Annotated in this window: 14 protein-coding genes; 7 read left to right on the top strand and 7 right to left on the bottom strand. The window is 38.3% G+C overall.

Translation table 11 applies throughout. The features are described from left to right. The first annotated feature begins 172 nt into the window (after positions 1–172). From DFO72_RS09045 to DFO72_RS09055, 3 genes are all read left to right on the top strand, one after another. Complete coding sequence (locus DFO72_RS09045; RefSeq protein WP_113881382.1) at positions 173–640, top strand: 2,4'-dihydroxyacetophenone dioxygenase family protein; 468 nt, start codon at positions 173–175, stop codon at positions 638–640. Positions 641–718: 78 nt separating this feature from the next. Continuing rightward, positions 719–1,147 carry an SCP2 sterol-binding domain-containing protein gene (locus tag DFO72_RS09050; RefSeq protein WP_113881383.1) on the top strand — a complete coding sequence of 143 codons (429 nt, stop codon included), beginning with the start codon at positions 719–721 and terminating at the stop codon, positions 1,145–1,147. Positions 1,148–1,260: 113 nt separating this feature from the next. Further along, positions 1,261–2,028 carry an SDR family oxidoreductase gene (locus tag DFO72_RS09055; protein WP_113881384.1) on the top strand — a complete coding sequence of 256 codons (768 nt, stop codon included), beginning with the start codon at positions 1,261–1,263 and terminating at the stop codon, positions 2,026–2,028. Between the two features lie 199 nt (positions 2,029–2,227). Here DFO72_RS09055 and DFO72_RS09060 read toward each other — a convergent pair whose 3' ends face one another. The 4 genes from DFO72_RS09060 to DFO72_RS09075 all read right to left on the bottom strand — a co-directional run bounded on the left by DFO72_RS09060 (position 2,228) and on the right by DFO72_RS09075 (position 9,984). Then, the gene (locus tag DFO72_RS09060) at positions 2,228–5,083 is read right to left on the bottom strand and encodes a BTAD domain-containing putative transcriptional regulator (protein WP_113881385.1); all 2,856 of its coding nucleotides are present in this window, start codon (positions 5,081–5,083) and stop codon (positions 2,228–2,230) included. 251 nt (positions 5,084–5,334) lie between these two features. Continuing rightward, positions 5,335–6,603: an MFS transporter gene (locus tag DFO72_RS09065; RefSeq protein WP_166672450.1), complete on the bottom strand. Its 1,269-nt coding sequence runs from the start codon at positions 6,601–6,603 to the stop codon at positions 5,335–5,337. 100 nt (positions 6,604–6,703) lie between these two features. Further along, positions 6,704–8,824, bottom strand: a complete 2,121-nt coding sequence (locus DFO72_RS09070) for an arylsulfatase (protein ID WP_166672451.1) — start codon at positions 8,822–8,824, stop codon at positions 6,704–6,706. 260 nt (positions 8,825–9,084) lie between these two features. Further along, positions 9,085–9,984, bottom strand: a complete 900-nt coding sequence (locus DFO72_RS09075; protein ID WP_243856123.1) for a formylglycine-generating enzyme family protein — start codon at positions 9,982–9,984, stop codon at positions 9,085–9,087. A 264-nt stretch (positions 9,985–10,248) separates the two neighbouring features. Between DFO72_RS09075 and DFO72_RS09080 the strand changes: the two genes are divergently transcribed. Further along, positions 10,249–11,796 (top strand): fatty acid--CoA ligase family protein, encoded by a 1,548-nt coding sequence (locus tag DFO72_RS09080; RefSeq protein ID WP_113881389.1) that lies wholly within the window; start codon positions 10,249–10,251, stop codon positions 11,794–11,796. A 488-nt stretch (positions 11,797–12,284) separates the two neighbouring features. On the opposite strand, the gene DFO72_RS09085 is transcribed toward DFO72_RS09080, so the two are convergent. After that, complete coding sequence (locus tag DFO72_RS09085; protein ID WP_113881390.1) at positions 12,285–13,133, bottom strand: sulfite exporter TauE/SafE family protein; 849 nt, start codon at positions 13,131–13,133, stop codon at positions 12,285–12,287. Positions 13,134–13,353: 220 nt separating this feature from the next. On the opposite strand from DFO72_RS09085, the gene DFO72_RS09090 reads away from it, so the two are divergent. Then, positions 13,354–14,241, top strand: coding sequence for a LysR family transcriptional regulator (locus tag DFO72_RS09090; protein WP_113881391.1), 888 nt, complete (start codon positions 13,354–13,356; stop codon positions 14,239–14,241). A 231-nt stretch (positions 14,242–14,472) separates the two neighbouring features. Here DFO72_RS09090 and DFO72_RS09095 read toward each other — a convergent pair whose 3' ends face one another. After that, complete coding sequence (locus tag DFO72_RS09095) at positions 14,473–15,333, bottom strand: YitT family protein (protein ID WP_113881694.1); 861 nt, start codon at positions 15,331–15,333, stop codon at positions 14,473–14,475. A gap of 157 nt (positions 15,334–15,490) precedes the next feature. Here DFO72_RS09095 and DFO72_RS09100 point away from each other — a divergent pair, with 157 nt between their 5' ends. Further along, a complete protein-coding gene (locus tag DFO72_RS09100; protein WP_113881392.1) occupies positions 15,491–15,994 on the top strand; it encodes an NUDIX domain-containing protein in 504 nt (167 codons plus the stop codon). A 37-nt stretch (positions 15,995–16,031) separates the two neighbouring features. Here the strand turns inward: DFO72_RS09100 and DFO72_RS09105 are convergent, their stop codons facing one another. Then, on the bottom strand, positions 16,032–17,051 hold the full coding sequence (locus DFO72_RS09105; protein ID WP_113881393.1) for a DUF3231 family protein: 1,020 nt from the start codon (positions 17,049–17,051) through the stop codon (positions 16,032–16,034). A gap of 116 nt (positions 17,052–17,167) precedes the next feature. On the opposite strand from DFO72_RS09105, the gene DFO72_RS09110 reads away from it, so the two are divergent. Continuing rightward, a complete protein-coding gene (locus DFO72_RS09110; RefSeq protein WP_113881394.1) occupies positions 17,168–17,698 on the top strand; it encodes a topology modulation protein in 531 nt (176 codons plus the stop codon). Positions 17,699–17,715 lie beyond the last annotated feature (17 nt).

Raw genomic sequence — 17,715 nt, forward strand, 5'->3', positions numbered from 1 at the left:
ATTTTTTAGTAAATGTACCGTGCCTTTAGGAGGAATCAAATCAGATGACTTTATTTAAAAATAATTATCAGAAAAAATATAATATTCTATACTTTGTAAGAGATTTGTAAGATTGAATGGATATGATAACGACGAAGCATGTTTTAATTCTAAAATAGAAAGAGGGATTTATATGTCAAAAACTGTATCAAGTCCAATATTAGATACGTGTTACATGAACCCGGAAGCATTTCCTTGGATACCTTGGATTGAGGGTACAGAAATTAAAGTCCTTAAGGCTAATCCGATTAATGGACAATTTTTCACTCTATTAAAAGCTTCAAAGGGAGCTGTCATCCCTCCGCATTATCATCATGGCACTGTAACTGTTTATACAGTTCAAGGGGCATGGAATTATGAGGGGGAAGAGTGGGTTGCAAAAGCTGGAGATGTCATATTTGAGCCAGCAGGATCACTTCACCAGCCACTTATGCATAGTGAAGAGGATGTGATTACATTGAATATTATTGATGGCGTATTAGAATTCCAGGATACAGAAGGAAATCCGCTGTTTATGCTGAATTGGTCATCAGCACTGGATATGTATAAGGAATATTGCGATGTACATGGTGTTGATTATATTGATGTTACCAGGTTTTAATAGATGAACTGAAAAGTAAACATTTTCTATGAACAAAAATTAAGAATGAAGCATGTTCAAGAAAAAGGGGGAATCTTTTTGGGGTTGCCAGTATTTAGCCAAGAATGGGCGGAACAGTGGAAAGAGGAAATTAATAAGAGTGAAATGTTTCAAAAGTATGGTGCAAAATGGGAATGGCCACTGGTCATGAAGATGAATGCAGATCCTGCAATCGGGCTGGATAAAGATCGGTTCGTTTATGTAGACCTGTGGCATGGAGTGTGCAGAGAGGCCCGAATAGCTCAGCCGGCTGATGTGGATTCAGTGCCATATATGATTAGTGGAGATGCAGAAATTTGGAAGAAAATCTTAGACCGTAAATTAGATTCCATCGCTGCACTTATGACCAGAAAAACAAAATTAGAACGAGGCAATATGATGAAACTGGCGAAATATACGAATGCATCGAAATATATGGTAGAAGCAGCTACAAGAGTTGCATCCCGGTTTCCAGAAGGTATTGAATAATAGACTGTTTCAGAAGTTAAATTTAAAACAAACATGAATAGACTAAATCTAAACAAGAAAAATATCTATAAATACATTACTTCTTGTAAAATAATTTAAGGAGATTAAATTCGATGTTTTCACTTGAAGGAAAAGTCGCGATTATTACAGGTGGAGGTTCAGGAATTGGACTTGCAACTGTCAAACGTTTTCACGAGGCAGGTGCCACTGTTGTGGTTGCTGATATTACAGATGAATCATTGCTTGCAGAAGAAATTGGCGGACTATATATTAAAACGGATGTTTCTAGGGAAGAGGAAGTACAATTTCTTTTAGAGAAGACGATCGAAATATATGGTCAAATTGATATCCTGTTTAATAATGCAGGCATTGGAATAGGCCTAGGGATGCTGGCAGATGCTCAAACTGAAGATTATGAACAATCCTTCCGAGTAAATACTTTTGGTGTCATGTTTGGTTTAAAACATGGGGCAACGCTAATAAAAGAAGGAGGGGTAATCGTGAACACAGCTTCAGCAGCTGGCCTACAAGGGGTCCCAACATATGGTCCTTATGTAGCTTCAAAACATGCGGTGATAGGTGTTTCAAAAACGGCTGCTTTGGAGTTAAGCCTGCGAAATATTCGCGTAAACTGTATTTGTCCAGGCACGATTGATACACCGATGGTTCAAAATCATGCGGCGCCAGAACAGAGGGCCATCAATAACTATATAACTCCACTTGGGCGTACTGGAAAACCAGAGGAAGTGGCAGCGCTTGTCCACTTTTTATGTTCAGATGATGCTTCATTTATTACAGGCCAATCGATTGCTATTGATGGAGGAGTTACTTCTGGAACTTCATTAGGTGTTTGGACAGGATTAGCAGCTTTAGCTAACTAAATCTATTATTTCTTTGTTATCTTTGGGTAAGCACTTGCTGCTTACCTATTTTCTTTTTATGTACAAGAAAATATTCCTTAATTAATATAACCTGGATATGGATAAGCACATTGAAATAATAGGATTTCAATGCGCTCCAAATTGTTTGTAAAGCGGGTACTTTGCCCGTTCAGGATCATAGAAAAACTCAACTGGTCTCTTAAACACTAAAATTATAGGGTGAAAAAATAGAATTCAATTTTGATCTGACATCTATGCCAAGTTCATTCTCAACAAATTTAATGTTCCTGCTTGCTACTTTTTTAGCCTGCAGTAAAAAGTTCGATTCAAGCAGCTTTTTAATAAAATCAATATAAATTTGCTCTTGATAGGGATCAAGATTCAATATTTTCTCAAAGTATTCGATTCCTTTTTCATTTTCATCAGAATCCCAATAGTAATGTGCAAGTGTCTTTAATAAATTGATATAATCAGAGCGAAGTTTTTCACGTTCACTTTCAAGAAAATGTTCATACGGGTATTCTTCAAAAAAGTGGCCTTTATATAATTTTTCAGCTTTTAAAAGATTTATTAGCTGATTTTCTTTTGGTGGTGAATTTATATCCAGACAAAGTAAGGATTGAAACTCATTTACATCTAAATAGAGGTGTTCGCAATTAAACAAATAATGGTTTTCCGATTGGCTTATATATCGAGATTTTCTGCCAGTTTTCAATTGGGGCTCCAGTGCCTTTCGCAATGTGGACAACGCTACATAGAAGTGATTATGAATAGTATCGATGGCTGTATCTCGAAAAATACTATCGAGAAGGAAGTCCTTTTGTAATTTTTTTTCACGGTTTGCTATAAAAAGCTGCAGCAGCTGCAAACTTGATTTTCGTTTTATGTATATAGGATTGCCTTCATAAGTAATTTTAAAATCACCTAGAACTTCTATTGATAAATTTGGGTGTGATCCTTTTTCATTCACTTCGATAGTAGAGATAAAATGATCGTTCATACTGTCGATAATAGATTTAAACTCTTTTTCCTGGCAGATTTTTATCAATTTATTCCTTTTCTCTTTTGCATATTCATTTTTTCTCTGTACCTCAAAAAGTTTCACTTGAAAACTCAACGTTAAACAGCGGTAGTAAGAAAAATATTCAAGAAAAGAGGCTGCTTTTGCAAAACAATTGTCTGCCTTTTCCCATTCTTGTATATGCAAATAGCTTTGCCCCAATTGCATATAAGATCCGCCGGTATCAAGATCGTTCCCAAATCTCTCAGCTTGACTTACCCCCAATTCTGCAAACTTAACGGCTTGTAAATAGTCCTTGTTTAAACAAAATAATCTGCTTAATGAATAATGGAGATAAACACTTCTTGCGTCATCTTCTTTTGACAGTTCCAGCAATTGTCTCATTTGATCCAGAAATGGTTTAGCTTGTGCAGCTTCATTTTTATGAAGATGTATTTCGGCAAGCATCCAAAGAGCATAAATTTGGCAATGGGAGATTTGATGTTTTTCAGCATAATAGATGCCAGACTTTGCATGCCTTTCAGATTCTTTCATTTCCCCTGAGCATAAAAGGATTTCTGATAATCCTAAATAATTCAATACTGTCAAACCGTATATGTTCATTTCCAGGCAATGATTCAGAGAGGTGTGAAAAAGATTTTTTGATTTTGCGAAATTTCCTTTATGTCTGTATATGGTAGCCAGAAAGTATTGAAGATAGCTTAAGTGCAAAGCATTTCCTTTGTCTTTAAGTTCGTTAATCCGTTCCTCAATCGGTAAGATCAGCTGATCCAATATATACAAAGGAATGCAGCGAAAAAGAAACACGCTATCAAACGGTATCGAGTCCTGAGTGTTCAAACTATCTAGCCAGTTATTTATAAGAATGAAAAATTTTTCAGGATTATATCTTTTTTCCATGCTTCTTATTAATTGTGTTGCTCTATAGTAGTCCTTTCCCGTAACAAAATGAACAAATGAAGAAAAAAATTGACACGCTTCTTGATATATTTCTGCAAGCAAGAGATGGTAGTGTTCGATTTCCTTTTCTGAAAGGGAAAGATTTTGAAGAAACTCTGCATAAAGGAATGATCGAAACATGGGGTGATACCGAACGATTCCATGTTCATCTTTTGTAATGAAACTATTGCTTCTCATTAAAGCTCCGATTAATTCCTCAGCATTTGAAATAGTAAGATACTTATTTATTACAGCTGCATCCAATTCAGATAACAAGGAAGTTTTTAAAAGAAACATCCTCATTTCTCCAGAAAGGGAATCCATCACTTCGGACATGAAATATTTTTGGATATCTGATTTACTTGTAAAATGAGATAGAAAATCTGAACGCTCAGTCTCCTTCCAATCCCTGATGGAGTGAAGAAGAAGCTGAATACCTGTAACCCAGCCTTGTGTTTTCTCGTGAATGGCAGTCATTTGGTGATTCTCTATTGATTGTCTGCATATGTATCTTAAAAACTCTTCTGTTTCTTGTTTAGTAAAAGACAACTGTTCCCTGGAAATCTCTACGTAGTTTCTCAGAAGCTTTATATGAACTGGGATGGCTTTAGGTTTGGATTGTCCAATTAAAATATACGAAATGCATGTTGAAGAATATTGAAGCAATTGATTTAGAATTTCTTGTATGTCCTGATTATCTATTTTATGGTAGTTATCTAATACAATCATTAATGGCTTTTGCCAATTTGATAAAATAGAAAGCAAGTATTGAACTTCATTTTCAATTTCTCCAGGTTGAATTTCAATAGGGGAGTGAATATGTCCATTTGGAATGATTCTTGAAATGGCCGTTTTTAAATAACTGAGAAAAATGGCTGGTGTCTGATCGGTTTCATCCAGCCGATACCAAATAGCCTCCGTCTTTGATTCTTGCAGATAGCCTGAAACTAGAGCCGTTTTTCCATATCCTGCATCGCTGGTTATAGAGATTAATGCTGCATGCCGGTGTTTATCCAGAAAAGAATGTAAGCGCTTTCTAGCGAAGTATGAGGAAAAGTTGGGTACGAACAATTTTTGCTCAAAGACTTTTACCATAGATGTATTTATTCCTTTCGTTCATTGCTTTATAACAAAACATAATTAAGTAGAATAAAAGAATCAAACGTGAATAGTATAATTAAATTATAAAATTTTTCAGATACTTTATCAAGGATAGCTGAATCTAAATGAGTCCTGGTTTTAATTAACAATCCATTTAAAGTTTAATGGAAGATTCGTAAAAAAATAAAAATCACTCCTTGAATTGAGTGATTTTTAATAGGATGATACTTCTTCCGCATGTATGATTAAGATTGCTTCATCTCTTTTATATCCGTTAATCCCAAGTTTTTAGTGCTTTTTGAAATTGGATGGTCTGGTTTGGCGAAAAGGGAGAACAATGCTCCGCCAACAATTAGAATGAATGCCGTACATAGTATGGTATAGTTAAAACCTATAAGTTTATTTCCTGCAGATTGAATTAGATAACCGCAAATGATGGGTCCAACTATTCCAGAAATATTTTGAAAGGACGTTCCAAGGCTAACCATCAATCCACGCCTTTCAGGTAATAAACTCATCATGATGACAGGGCCGACATTTAGCAGGGTTGTCGATAATCCCATTGCTACTCCTATTAAAGTGACCACCAGTAAATGATTTTGAGTGAAGGTAACAATGACCAATAACAAGGCACTTATTATTTGAAGCAATGCTGTAAATAATACGCGTGATGTACGTAAATTTTTCGTTTTTTTATACATTCTATCAGACCAGGTAGAAGCACTGACTGTCACAATCATGTTAATGAGCCCAATGATTAGGACAGCAAACCCCATTTTTGCTTCAGAAAGATGAACCGCTTCAACTAAATAGGCAGGCAGCCATACCATGATCCAGACAACCATCCAGAAGCTTGAAAATAGAGCAAATAACGTAACTGCAGATGTCGGAGAAAACAAGATCGGCTTAAACTCTGACCACTTGAATTTCCTAGGTGCTGTATCTGTTGCATCAATGTGTGATTTCGAGCTATCCTTGCTTGCTGTCCACACGAGGAATAATAGAAGACTAGCTCCTCCTAATAACACAAAAGTAATTCTCCAGCCAAATGACTGATTAAGATGCACTAAAACAGGGGACATAACTAGTGCTCCAATGATGCCGCCTGCATTACATATTGAAATAGCCATCGCTCTGGAAGCTGGAGGGAATGATCGGCTTAGGTGACTAATTGCAACTGGACCAAAGGGCCCTTCAAAAATGCCCAATAATAATCGATACATCAGAAGAAGTGGGAAACTCATAATGAAATAAGTACTAAACTGCAATATCGTCCATGCCAGGAGGAGAATTCCCAGCATTTTTTTTGTCCCTAAAGTATCTGACCATGCCCCGCCTATAATTCCTGAAATGGCAAAAAACCAAAAAAAGATGCTCCCAAGTAAGCCATATTGAACATATGAGAGATTGAAATCTTTTATGATATGGATTGATGCCACACTTGTGCCATTTTTATCAGCAAAATTGATGATCGTTGCGAATAATAAAAGGAATACTAAAACCCAGCGATTCATTAAGACCACTCCCATGGCTCTAAAATTAAGGATATAATCAAGCAGTAAATTAGATTTATGCTTTATTGATAGCCGAGAACACTCGTGAGAGGTTCAAGGATTAATCATTTTGCAAGATAAACTCAACTTTTTGGATTTTCCCTGAAAATGCGAAATCATCTTTGCCAGCATAGTTCTTGCTGACTGGTATATAAGCATCTCGTCCAACATCTATACCCTCAATGGAGATTAAAAATGGTAAGGTATTTGGCATTTCAACTTCACCTGCATTTTCACCATTAATGAGCAGAGTACCTTTTCCTTGCAATAGACCCGTTTTTAAAAACTCGAATTGCACAGTGGATACACCTACAGGGACTTTCATACTGGACTCGATCTTATAAAGGGTACCGACAAAATTATATTCATAAATTAATCGGCTATTTTGAATATAAAGTGTATAGCCGCTGTATTGGTTTCCATGTGCGATCAATACTCCATTTTTCTCATCAGCAGGCCGATCAATTGGTATAGTGATTGTATAGGAGCGATTATAAATAGGCGGTGCAGCAAGATTGTGGCTCATGCCTGGATAGTAGGTAATCTCGTTGCGGGACCGCACCTTATCCTCAGGTGAAACATAGGCAAACAACTCAATGGTTTTATCGATTAGTGGAAGAGCATTATATTTCTCCGCTTCCTCTAACCATAGTTTCTGTAATTCATGTAATTTCTCCGGGTATGTGGATGCTACGTCATGATTTTGCGCAAAATCTTCGTTCGTGTTATACAGACTCCAAATGTCCTCTTCAAAAGGCGTCCCTTTCGTATGAAAAGAGATTGCCTTCCAGCCATCATGCCAAATGGCACGCTGCCCGGCCATTAAGAAATATTGGGAATGTCGCTTAGTGTCTGCATCTGAATGATCGAATGTATATTGCATGCTAACTCCATGCAATGGCATTTGTTTGATTCCTTTAATCGTTTCAGGTGGCGTAACTTCCGCCAAATCCAATACTGTCGGAGTAATGTCAATGACATGGTGAAACTGTTTCTTAATCGTTCCCTTCTCCTTTATTCGATTTGGGTAATGATAGATAAGCGGAACATGAATTCCCCCGTCAAAAGTTGTTTGCTTATAAAACTTAAATGGCGTATTGCTTACCTGTGCCCAGCCGCGGGGATAATTCGGCTGTGTGTTTTTCCCTCCAATTTCATCTATATGAGGCAACAGACTTTCAATAGAGGTTGGAATTCCGTTAAAGTAGGAGCTTTGTTCTATAATTCCATCGAATTCGCCCTCTTGACTTGCACCATTATCTGAAAGGAACACAATTAAAGTATTGTCTAATTGATCAATAGCTTCCAGGTAGCTAATGAATCTGCCAATTTGTTCGTCTGTATGCGTTAAAAAGCCTGCATACGTTTCTTGGAATCGTTCATATAAACGCTTTTCATCTGAGGAAAGACTGTCCCATGCTTTAACACCAGGATTTCGTTCACAAAGTTCTGCGTCAAGTGGAGCAATTCCAAGCTCCTTTTGCCGTGCCAGTCTATCCTCACGAATTTGATCCCACCCTTTTGAATAGACTCCTTTGTATTGCTCAATATACCTTTTTGGTACTTGATGAGGAGAATGCTGTGCACCAAAAGCAAGGTAGAGGAAGAATGGTTTCTCTGGATGTATGGATGAATGATCTGCAATAAAATTAATCCCTTGGTCCACAAGGTCCTCAGAGAGGTGGTAATCTGCTTTTTTCGCAGGCTCCACACTATGATTATCATAGACCAGCGTTGGAACATATTGGTCGGTCATCCCATCTAAAAATCCGTAGTACCTGTCAAAGCCTTTTCCTAACGGCCAATTATGAAAGGGACCAGCAGGTGTTTCCTCATACATGGGAGTTAAATGCCACTTTCCCACTGCATAATTACTAAAATCATTCTCTTTAAGAATTTCAGCTATGGTCCCAGCTGAAGGAGTAATCTTTCCGCGCGTACTTGGAACATCTGGGCCAAGGTCGAAATTCGACAGTAATCCCATCCCCACAGAATGATGATTCCTTCCTGTTAACAGACTTGCTCTTGTAGGTGAACAGAGAGGGGTTACATGAAAGTTATTATATCTCAAACCATTTTGTGCCAGCTTGTCAATATTAGGTGTCATTACTTCTGAACCGTAGCAGCCTAAGTCAGAATACCCCATGTCATCAAGAACAATATAAACAATATTGGTTTTCATTTGCTTCGTCTCCTTATGAATGTAATTTTTCTTTTGAGTCTTCATCATAAGAACAACATCTTACATATTTCTTACAAAATTCTGATTTATCTGTTTTTTAAAATTATTATTGGCAACCTGTAAAACAAAAATGGCCAAGTGCTTTATGAGATAGCAATTGACCATTTTTTCTAATTCAAGAATTCAAAGATTCAGTTAAATAGGCTTTCCAATAGTAAATTTGGTTTAAACAAGATTTTTGCACTGCGAATATAGCACTATCATATATCTCCAGCACAGCGAAAACCCATATTTCCAGTTGAACTGTCCGGTGTATTGGAGCTGCGTGCAGCTAATCTATAACGGTTGCAGTATGATTCATGACATAAATAAGAACCGCCTTTTATAACTTTTGCAGTACCAAAGGGGGGGCCTTTGGGATTATTTCTAGGTGCATTTATATGGAAAGCTGGACTAAACCAATCGGAGCACCATTCCCAAACATTTCCGGTTGCGTTGTATAACCCGTATCGATTTGGTGGAAATGATCGTGCTGGAGCTGTTCCTTTATACCCATCCAATGCTGAATTATGGTTTGGGAATTGACCTTGCCAAATATTTGATAAGCATTTTCCATCCGGGTACAATTCATCTCCCCATGGGAAGTTTTTTTGGACGAGTCCACCTCTAGCGGCGTACTCCCACTCCGCTTCAGTCGGCAGCCTTTTACCTGCCCATTTACAAAAAGCCTCTGCATCGTTCCAAGATACATGAACAACTGGGTAATCCCGACGATTTCCAATTGCAGAATCAGGTCCTTCAGGGTTTCTCCAATTAGCACCTTCAACAACAAGCCACCAGGGCGTCTGCTGCACAACCTGTGTTGCCTTATTACGTGTTTCGTCAGATGCAAATGAATGGAAGACAAAAGACCATCCGTACAATTCTGCATCAGTTTTATAGCCAGTTTCTCTTACAAAAACATCAAATTGAGCATTGGTTACTGTACATTCATCAATATAAAAAGGATTAACATGTACTTTGCGTACCGGTCCTTCACCATCTGCTGGGTATCCCTGGTCATTTGTGCCCATCAAAAATTCTCCTCCAGGAAGATAGATCATATCTTTAATGACTCCATTATTCCTAATTAAATCGTTGCTGCTTTCTTTTGGAGACATCTTTGGTTTTTTTATGCTTGGGGTGCAGCATCTGCTATCTTTTATTGGTTTCATTCCAATTTTTCACCTCTATTAAATAAGTTAGAAAAAATATTAACTGAAGGACCTTACTAAATTCATACAACAAGTTAACTTTGTTTCTATTCAAATATTAATTTGTTCTGAATTACCTGTATTTTGTAAGGTTTCAGTAATACTCCGCCCTTATTGTTAAGGTGAAAAACAGATATTTCTTTAAATAACTTTTTTGAAAGGAAGATAATTATGAACCTTGTACATTCTTTAATTGAAACAGCAAAGTCACACGGTGACAGGACGGCGTTTATTTATGAGGAGAAAGAAACCACCTATCAGCAGTTTCTTGATGCTGTTATAAAGTTTGCATCTGGCTTACATAAGGTCGGTGTGAAGCAAGGGGATCATGTTGCTTTATTAGTTGGGAATTCTCCAGAATTTATTATTGGATTGCATGGGGCATTGAGGGCAGGTGCAACCGTTATACCTATCAATCCTATTTATACTCCCGACGAAATTACCTATATTATTAAAAATGGTGATGTGAAAACTGTAATTGCATTGGATACACTTCTTCCAGTTATGGAGCAGGTAATGAATCATGTACCAGCCCTTGAACAAATTATTGTATGTGCAGCTGCTCCAGGGGGAGCAGCTGTGAAGAATAATAAAATCAAAACATTCACAGAGGTTTTAATGTCAGGTGATCCCGAATTGCCGTTGCCTATTATTCATAAAGATCAAACCGCAGTTATTTTATATACATCCGGAACGACAGGAAAGCCAAAAGGTGCAATGCTCACACATTATAATTTATATAGCAACGCAAGAGACCTTCTATCTTTTTTAGAAATCTCCAAAAATGATCATATCATTGCCGTACTTCCGATGTTCCACGTGTTTTGTTTAACTGTAGCCATAAATGTTCCGATTATTTGCGGAGCGACAATTTTAATTGTACCGAAGTTTATTCCTTCAGAAGTGTTCCGTATTTCCCGTAACTATAAAGCAACAGTATTTGCCGGAGTTCCGACAATGTACAATTTCTTACTTCATTATCCAGAGGCTGATCCTTCAGATTTGCAAAGTCTTCGTCTTTGTGTGTCTGGGGGAGCATCGATGCCTCTTACCTTATTGGAGAACTTTGAAAAAAAATATAATGTGCAAATTTCAGAAGGCTATGGTTTATCTGAGGCTTCTCCAGTGACATGCTTCAATCCGCTGGACCGTCCAAGAAAGCCAGGTTCAGTCGGGACAAGCATAATTAATGTAGAAAATAAAGTAGTAAATGAGCTTGGAGAAGCCATCCCAGCTGGGGAAGTAGGGGAGTTGATTGTTAGAGGTCCGAATGTCATGAAAGGGTATTACAAAATGCCCGAAGAAACAGCTTCTGCGATTCAGGATGGCTGGTTACACACAGGAGACCTGGCAAAAATGGATGATGATGGCTATTTTTATATTGTCGATCGTAAGAAAGATCTTGTAATAGTTGGAGGATATAACGTTTATCCCCGAGAGGTTGAAGAGGTATTATACAGTCATTCTTCCGTTGTTGAAGCAGCAGTAATTGGAGTGCCAGATGAAGATTATGGCGAGGCATTAAAAGCGTATGTTGTCCGTAAAGATCCATCTCTAACAGAAGAAGAGCTGACAGCTTTTTGCAGGGGACATTTAGCTAAATATAAAGTACCATCTGGAATAGAGTTTTTAGATGAACTGCCCAAGAATACGACTGGAAAGATTCTCAAGCGTGCATTGAGACAAACATTGTTATCGAAGGATATTCAGCAGACGTAACAGTTGCTTAGTTTAAAGGAGATATAATAACCCCCACTAATGGTGTTGAGGTGATTAGTTGTAGAAAGCGGTCAATGTTTTAGTATTGGGTATAAGAACTCAATATTAGCTTTTGTCTCATTTGTTCGGAGTATATTTTCTTTGGAAAATCTTATGAAGTGAAGCTAGTGGATGCAAGAGTTGAATATTCATTGAGGATCTTCAGCTCTTTTTTCGTATTCGACAAACGGGGCAGCATTACTTAATGAAGAGATTTGAGGTTTAAAACAAAAAGAGCCCTCTTGGTATCATTTGAGGTGTCATCACCATTTACTAGGGCTTAAATCGGATGGAACGGTGGTAGCAGTGGGCCGAAATATTGAAGGTGATTGCAATAAGCGCCCTGAATGAAAAATTGTAGCGGTAGCGGCGGGTAATAATGAATATGCCAAATCATAAATCATCTAAATAGTAAGTCCTTGCCAAGTTGAATAACATGTCTGTTTGCTTTAGCTAAAAAACATTCGAACCCCGATTATAACTAATAATATTGAGAGCATTTGCATAATGACCTTTCCATTCATACGTTGGGCAAGGATGATTCCAAGTTGTGACCCGATGATTACCCCGATCCCGCCGAATAGTATAGTTAGCCAGTCAAAGCTGTTATAAAACAACTGAGAAGCAACACCTCCCGAAGAATAGATGCATAAAGAAAAGATCGAGGTTGCAGTTGCATGGTGAGCGGGCAGTTTAAATATATAAATGAGAATTGGAACCAGTAGCCAGCCTCCCCCAATACCTAGATAACTTGAAAGAACTCCAATGATGAATCCGAGTAAAATTAACCGTGTGTTTATTGAAGCGTGACCTTTCTTAAGAGGTATCATTTCTCCTTTATGAGTGACGAGTTCCGTCGTGTCAGGTTCCACACTTTCACAGGAAGCGCAGGGGTACTTTTCCGCAGCGGCCAGTTGATTCTTTGCTTTTCCTTCAAAAGGAGAGTTTTTTGTTATCAAAAAGATACCAAGTGTGACCAGCATCGTGGCAAACACAACATAGAAGTATTGGGAGGAATAAGATTGCAGTAGCCAAACACCTAATAATGAACCTGGGATAGCGCTGATTCCTATGGTAAGCCCAGTTCTGTATTGAATCAATCCTTGTCTGGAATACCCGATGACTCCAGAAAGCGAATTTATGAGTACAATGACCAATCCAGCACCTGCTGCCAACACGGGGTTCATATCTAGGATAAGCAATAAAGCGGGGACAAAGATAAAACCGCCCCCTGCACCGACGATGGTACCGTAACCACCTGCAATAATCCCTATTAAAAGCAGTAATAATCCTGTCATTCTATCCCTATTTCCTCCTCTCGGAATACTACTGTACAGCTACATTTTCCCAGACAGGATGACCGGTGTAAAATGAATAAAATTAATAGGGTATAACGAAAGGATATAGCCCTTTCAAGTTTAATTTATGTATATCATAGAGAAAATAGATGGTCAAAAGTTAACCATGTATTCTCTGCATGACATCTCAAAAATTAAAGAATAGAATTAGGTGGATCAGATGAATATAGCGAGTTTAAGAATGTTCTGCCGGGTAGTGGACGAGGGAAGTATGAGTAAAGCAGCCCGTTTAAGCTTCGTATCACAGCCTGCTGTTACAAAGCAAATTCGACAATTAGAAAACAGGTATGGAACCTTATTATTTGACCGAATGGATGGAAAAATGACATTGTCAAAGGCAGGTGAAGTTCTATACTCTTACGCAAAAGATATCATAGAAGCCGATAATACGTCTTTTCAAGCCATTCAGGAGATACTGGGGGAGCATGAACATAAGATCCAGGTGGGAGCAAGTCCTACTATAGGTGAATATTTACTTCCTGGGATGCTGGGAGCATTTAAAAAGCATCATCAAGAAATGAATTTTCGATTGTGGGTTGGTAATACACCATATATACTATCGAAATTAGAGGAAAATGAGATAGATATTGCACTTGTTGAGAGTGGTGTAAAAGACCCGAATTATAAAGTGCAAAAATTTGCAGAAGATGACCTTATCCTAGTTACTTCTCATCATCACCGGTGGAAAGGGAAGGAGTTTATCGAAGTAGATGAACTCAAAGAAGAAAAGATTATATGGAGGGAAAAAAACTCTGGGACTAGGGAATTAGTTGAACTTGCACTGAGGGAATACATGATGCTGGAACAAATGGATTATGCGATGGAACTTGGCAGCATTCAATCCATAAAAAGCGCAGTGGAAGCTGAATTAGGGATTAGTATCCTCCCTAGAATAACGGTCTTAAAGGAATTAAAATACAATATTCTCAGGGAAGTCAAAATAAAAGACTTCTCCATAAAGAGGGCACTATGGATTGTACAGAAGAAGCGGCGTTTTAAAAAGTCTGCAGAAATTTATTTTGAACAATTCTTACAAAGCAGAATCTAATAGAATCTTAAAAGATACAGACTTATTCGAAGCAAAGCATACCGGCCTTTACCGTTGTCGTAAAAACAACATTTTGAAGGGGGCTTACAATCATAAACGAATAAAAACAAAATAAAAAGACCTAAGTCCATTGGAGTACCGAACTTAGGTCTTGGAATCTGTTTAACTTTTAATGTCTAACTTTATTGGGTCAGAACAATTAATTAGGAAGCTGCTTTTTTTATTTAACCATTAATGAGCTGTGCCTTTGTCAAAGTTGCTGCCGCTGACATCGGCAATATTTTCTATAGCCACTAATGCATTCGGGTCGATATCTTCCACAATCGAACGGAGCGTAGATAATTCAATCCGTGTGACGATGGTATAAATGATTTTTTTCGGCTCTCCAGTAAAAACACCCTGGCCCTGAATATAGGTCATTCCCCGCCCCAGTTGCTTCAGGAGCTCGGCAGAGATTTCTTCAGGCATATCAGAAATGATCGTAACTGACTTCAGCTCTTCTATACCTTCCACAACGATATCAATCATTTTATAAGCAATATAATAGGTGATAATGGAGTACATGGCAGTTTCCCAGCTAAAAACGAGGAAGGCCGCAAGAATAAATATAAATACGTTGACAATCATGATAAACTGGCCGACAGACACTGGTCGCTTTTTGCTGACTAGGATGGCGATAATTTCTGACCCATCCAATGCTCCGCCAGTTCTGATCACAAGGCCGACTCCTGTACCGAGAATGACAGCTCCTATGACTGTCGCTAAAAATAAATCATTGGTTACCGGCTCAAAATGATGCAGGTAAGCGGTACTGGCAGATAAAACAATAACACCGTATAACGTATGTATCGTAAATTTCATTCCTATTCTACGGAAGCCAATATAGAGAAATGGCAGATTTAAAACAATCAGGAATATACTCATGGTCATCCCGGTCAGTTCAGCAGCGATAATGGAAAGACCGATAACCCCGCCATCGAGAATATTATTGGGGACAAGGAAAAACTCAAGTCCTGCCGCTGCAATCACCGCACCTAGCGTAATCATGATGAGCTGTCTTATCTCTTTTAATACCCGTTTTTTCTTTGTCATTGCCAATATGATCAAGCCCTTCTTTTTTAAATACTTTCATATTATAGCACTTATTAAGAAAAACCTTTAAGCAGGAACCACTTAGCTGTAAAAGAGGAAATAAAAAGGCAAGTGTTGAATGTAATTAAGCGGATTTAAAAAAAAGCGAGGTAAATATATGACTGCTGCTTACGTGGATTGGGGCGGAGCAAGGATAAAATTAACCTGGAAGGAGGCAGCCTATCTTCCAGAAAGAGAATGTATTACGAGCGTTCATGGGTTTTGCTTTTTAGGAGGAAAGGTTTTATTAGTGAATTTGCAGAACCGGGGATGGGATATTCCCGGCGGTCACATAGAAAAGGGTGAAAGCCCGAAGCAATGTTTTAAGAGAGAAGCCATGGAAGAAGGCTATGTGGAAGGGCAGTGCACCCAAATGGGATATATTATCGTAGACCATAGCGAGAATCTGCAGTGGACTGAAAGAAGCGCATATCCTAAAATTGGCTATCAGATTTTTTATCATATGGATATAGAAAGAATGTTCGACTTTGAAGCCAGGTATGAGTCATCAGAAAGGATCCTGGTCGATCCTCCGCAAATACCTGAGTTTTGTGAGGGATGGCATGAAACACTTGCTGAGGCTTTAAACTCAGCAATGAAAAGAAGTATCTCCAATTTATGAACCAAAAAGAAAAAGAGCATGGCTGCTCCTTTTTCCATCATGATCCGTTTTTATTCTGGGCCAATTTTTTTCGGTCTTTTGTGCCAGGCGGCTTTTCCATCCAATGATGTTTAATCATAATGTCTGCTCCCGTTTTGGCATATTTGGCAATCTCAATGGATAAGCGTTCATAATTCATGGCCAAATCGCTGCGCTGGCTGGCAGCTGCTGCCGTAGCATAGTTTCCGGTTCCTGCTGCACTTATTAAACTCATATGAAACATGATCAGCTTATCTGAAAATGTCTGGGTAACCGAATTGCTGACACTGACATCAGGCAGACGGGGTGTGGGAATATCATTTTGCAGCAGAATATCTGTGAAAATTTTAATATGTTTGTTGGCTATTTCTGCACCTCTAAGCATAAAATCTGAAACCTCTTTAACCGGTGAGGTCTGAGCAAAACTGAGGCTTAAGTTTACCCCCATGGCATTGGTCATGACATTCATATACAAATGAGATATTTCTATTGTATTTAACGGTCTTTTATTGGCCAAAGGATTCAGCCCGCTTAAATAATTCTTGCTATCAATATATTCAGTCACAGGTGGTGTTTCTATATAAGGGTGCCTTGCAAACAGGCCTTTGCTGAGGGCAATCCGGGTTGACTTATTATATAGAACTGAAGTTTCATGAAGTCCATTTGTAAAGTATTCACATATGTCTTCCCTTGAACTCATGGAAAGAAAGCTGCCGTAAGAAATAAGACCTGTCCGAGCCATATGGTTTATATACGTTAAGCAGAACATATCAGAAAAGAGCCATGGGGCAGTCATAATGACGTCGTTATCAGAAAAACCATTAGGCAGCGGCATCTCACTCTGCTGAAAAACCTTGACAAGCTTTTTTAAATGGGTGGTGGTCAAATCATATGCGAATTGGACCACTCCCTTAATTTCTTTATCCTCCAGATCTTTAAGCATAAACCCTAAAATGCACTTGGCCATGCTGTCATTCATATAGGAAGTCCACAATGATGCAATTTCAGCCGCTGTGAGACGTGTCTTATTCTTTTGCATTGGATTGCCTCCATTATACGATTATTGACTATGGTTGATATTTTTTCCTTTAAAGTGGTTCTTATTCTTTTTCCGGATTAAGTCATCAATCAGCATTTGGAAAAGGGGCTGATTATTTGAGAAGAATTATGGTGATTGGGATTTCAGCGGGCGCAGGAAAATCAACCTTTGCCAGAAAATTAGGAGAAAAAACAGGCATTGAGGTACATCATCTGGATGCTGTATTCTGGAAGCCCGGCTGGGTGGAAAGCAGACTTCAAGAATTTTCGGATGCCCAGCGTGAACTTGTGAAAAAACAGCAGTGGATTATTGAAGGCAATTACAGCAATACTTTTGAAATCAGGGCAGCTGCGTGTGATACAGTCATATATCTAGAACTTCCCCTGTATCTCTGCTTGTACAGGGTATTGAAGAGGTGGCTGACCAATCTAGGTAAAACACGGCCTGATATGGCAGCCGGATGCAAGGAGAAAATGGACTGGAAGTTTATTAAATTCATTCTGACAACATACAGAACCCGCAAAAAGAAAATGGCTGAACGGCTTGACAGATTTGCAGCAGAAGGTAAAAAAGTCATTGTACTTAGAAAATCGGATATTGATTCATTCATAGAGGATTTTGATGTTAAGAATAACAATGCTTCATAGAATGCAAAAAACCCCTG

The organism is Cytobacillus oceanisediminis, assembly GCF_004366035.1.
In the GTDB taxonomy this organism is placed as follows: domain Bacteria; phylum Bacillota; class Bacilli; order Bacillales; family Cytobacillaceae; genus Cytobacillus; species Cytobacillus oceanisediminis_C.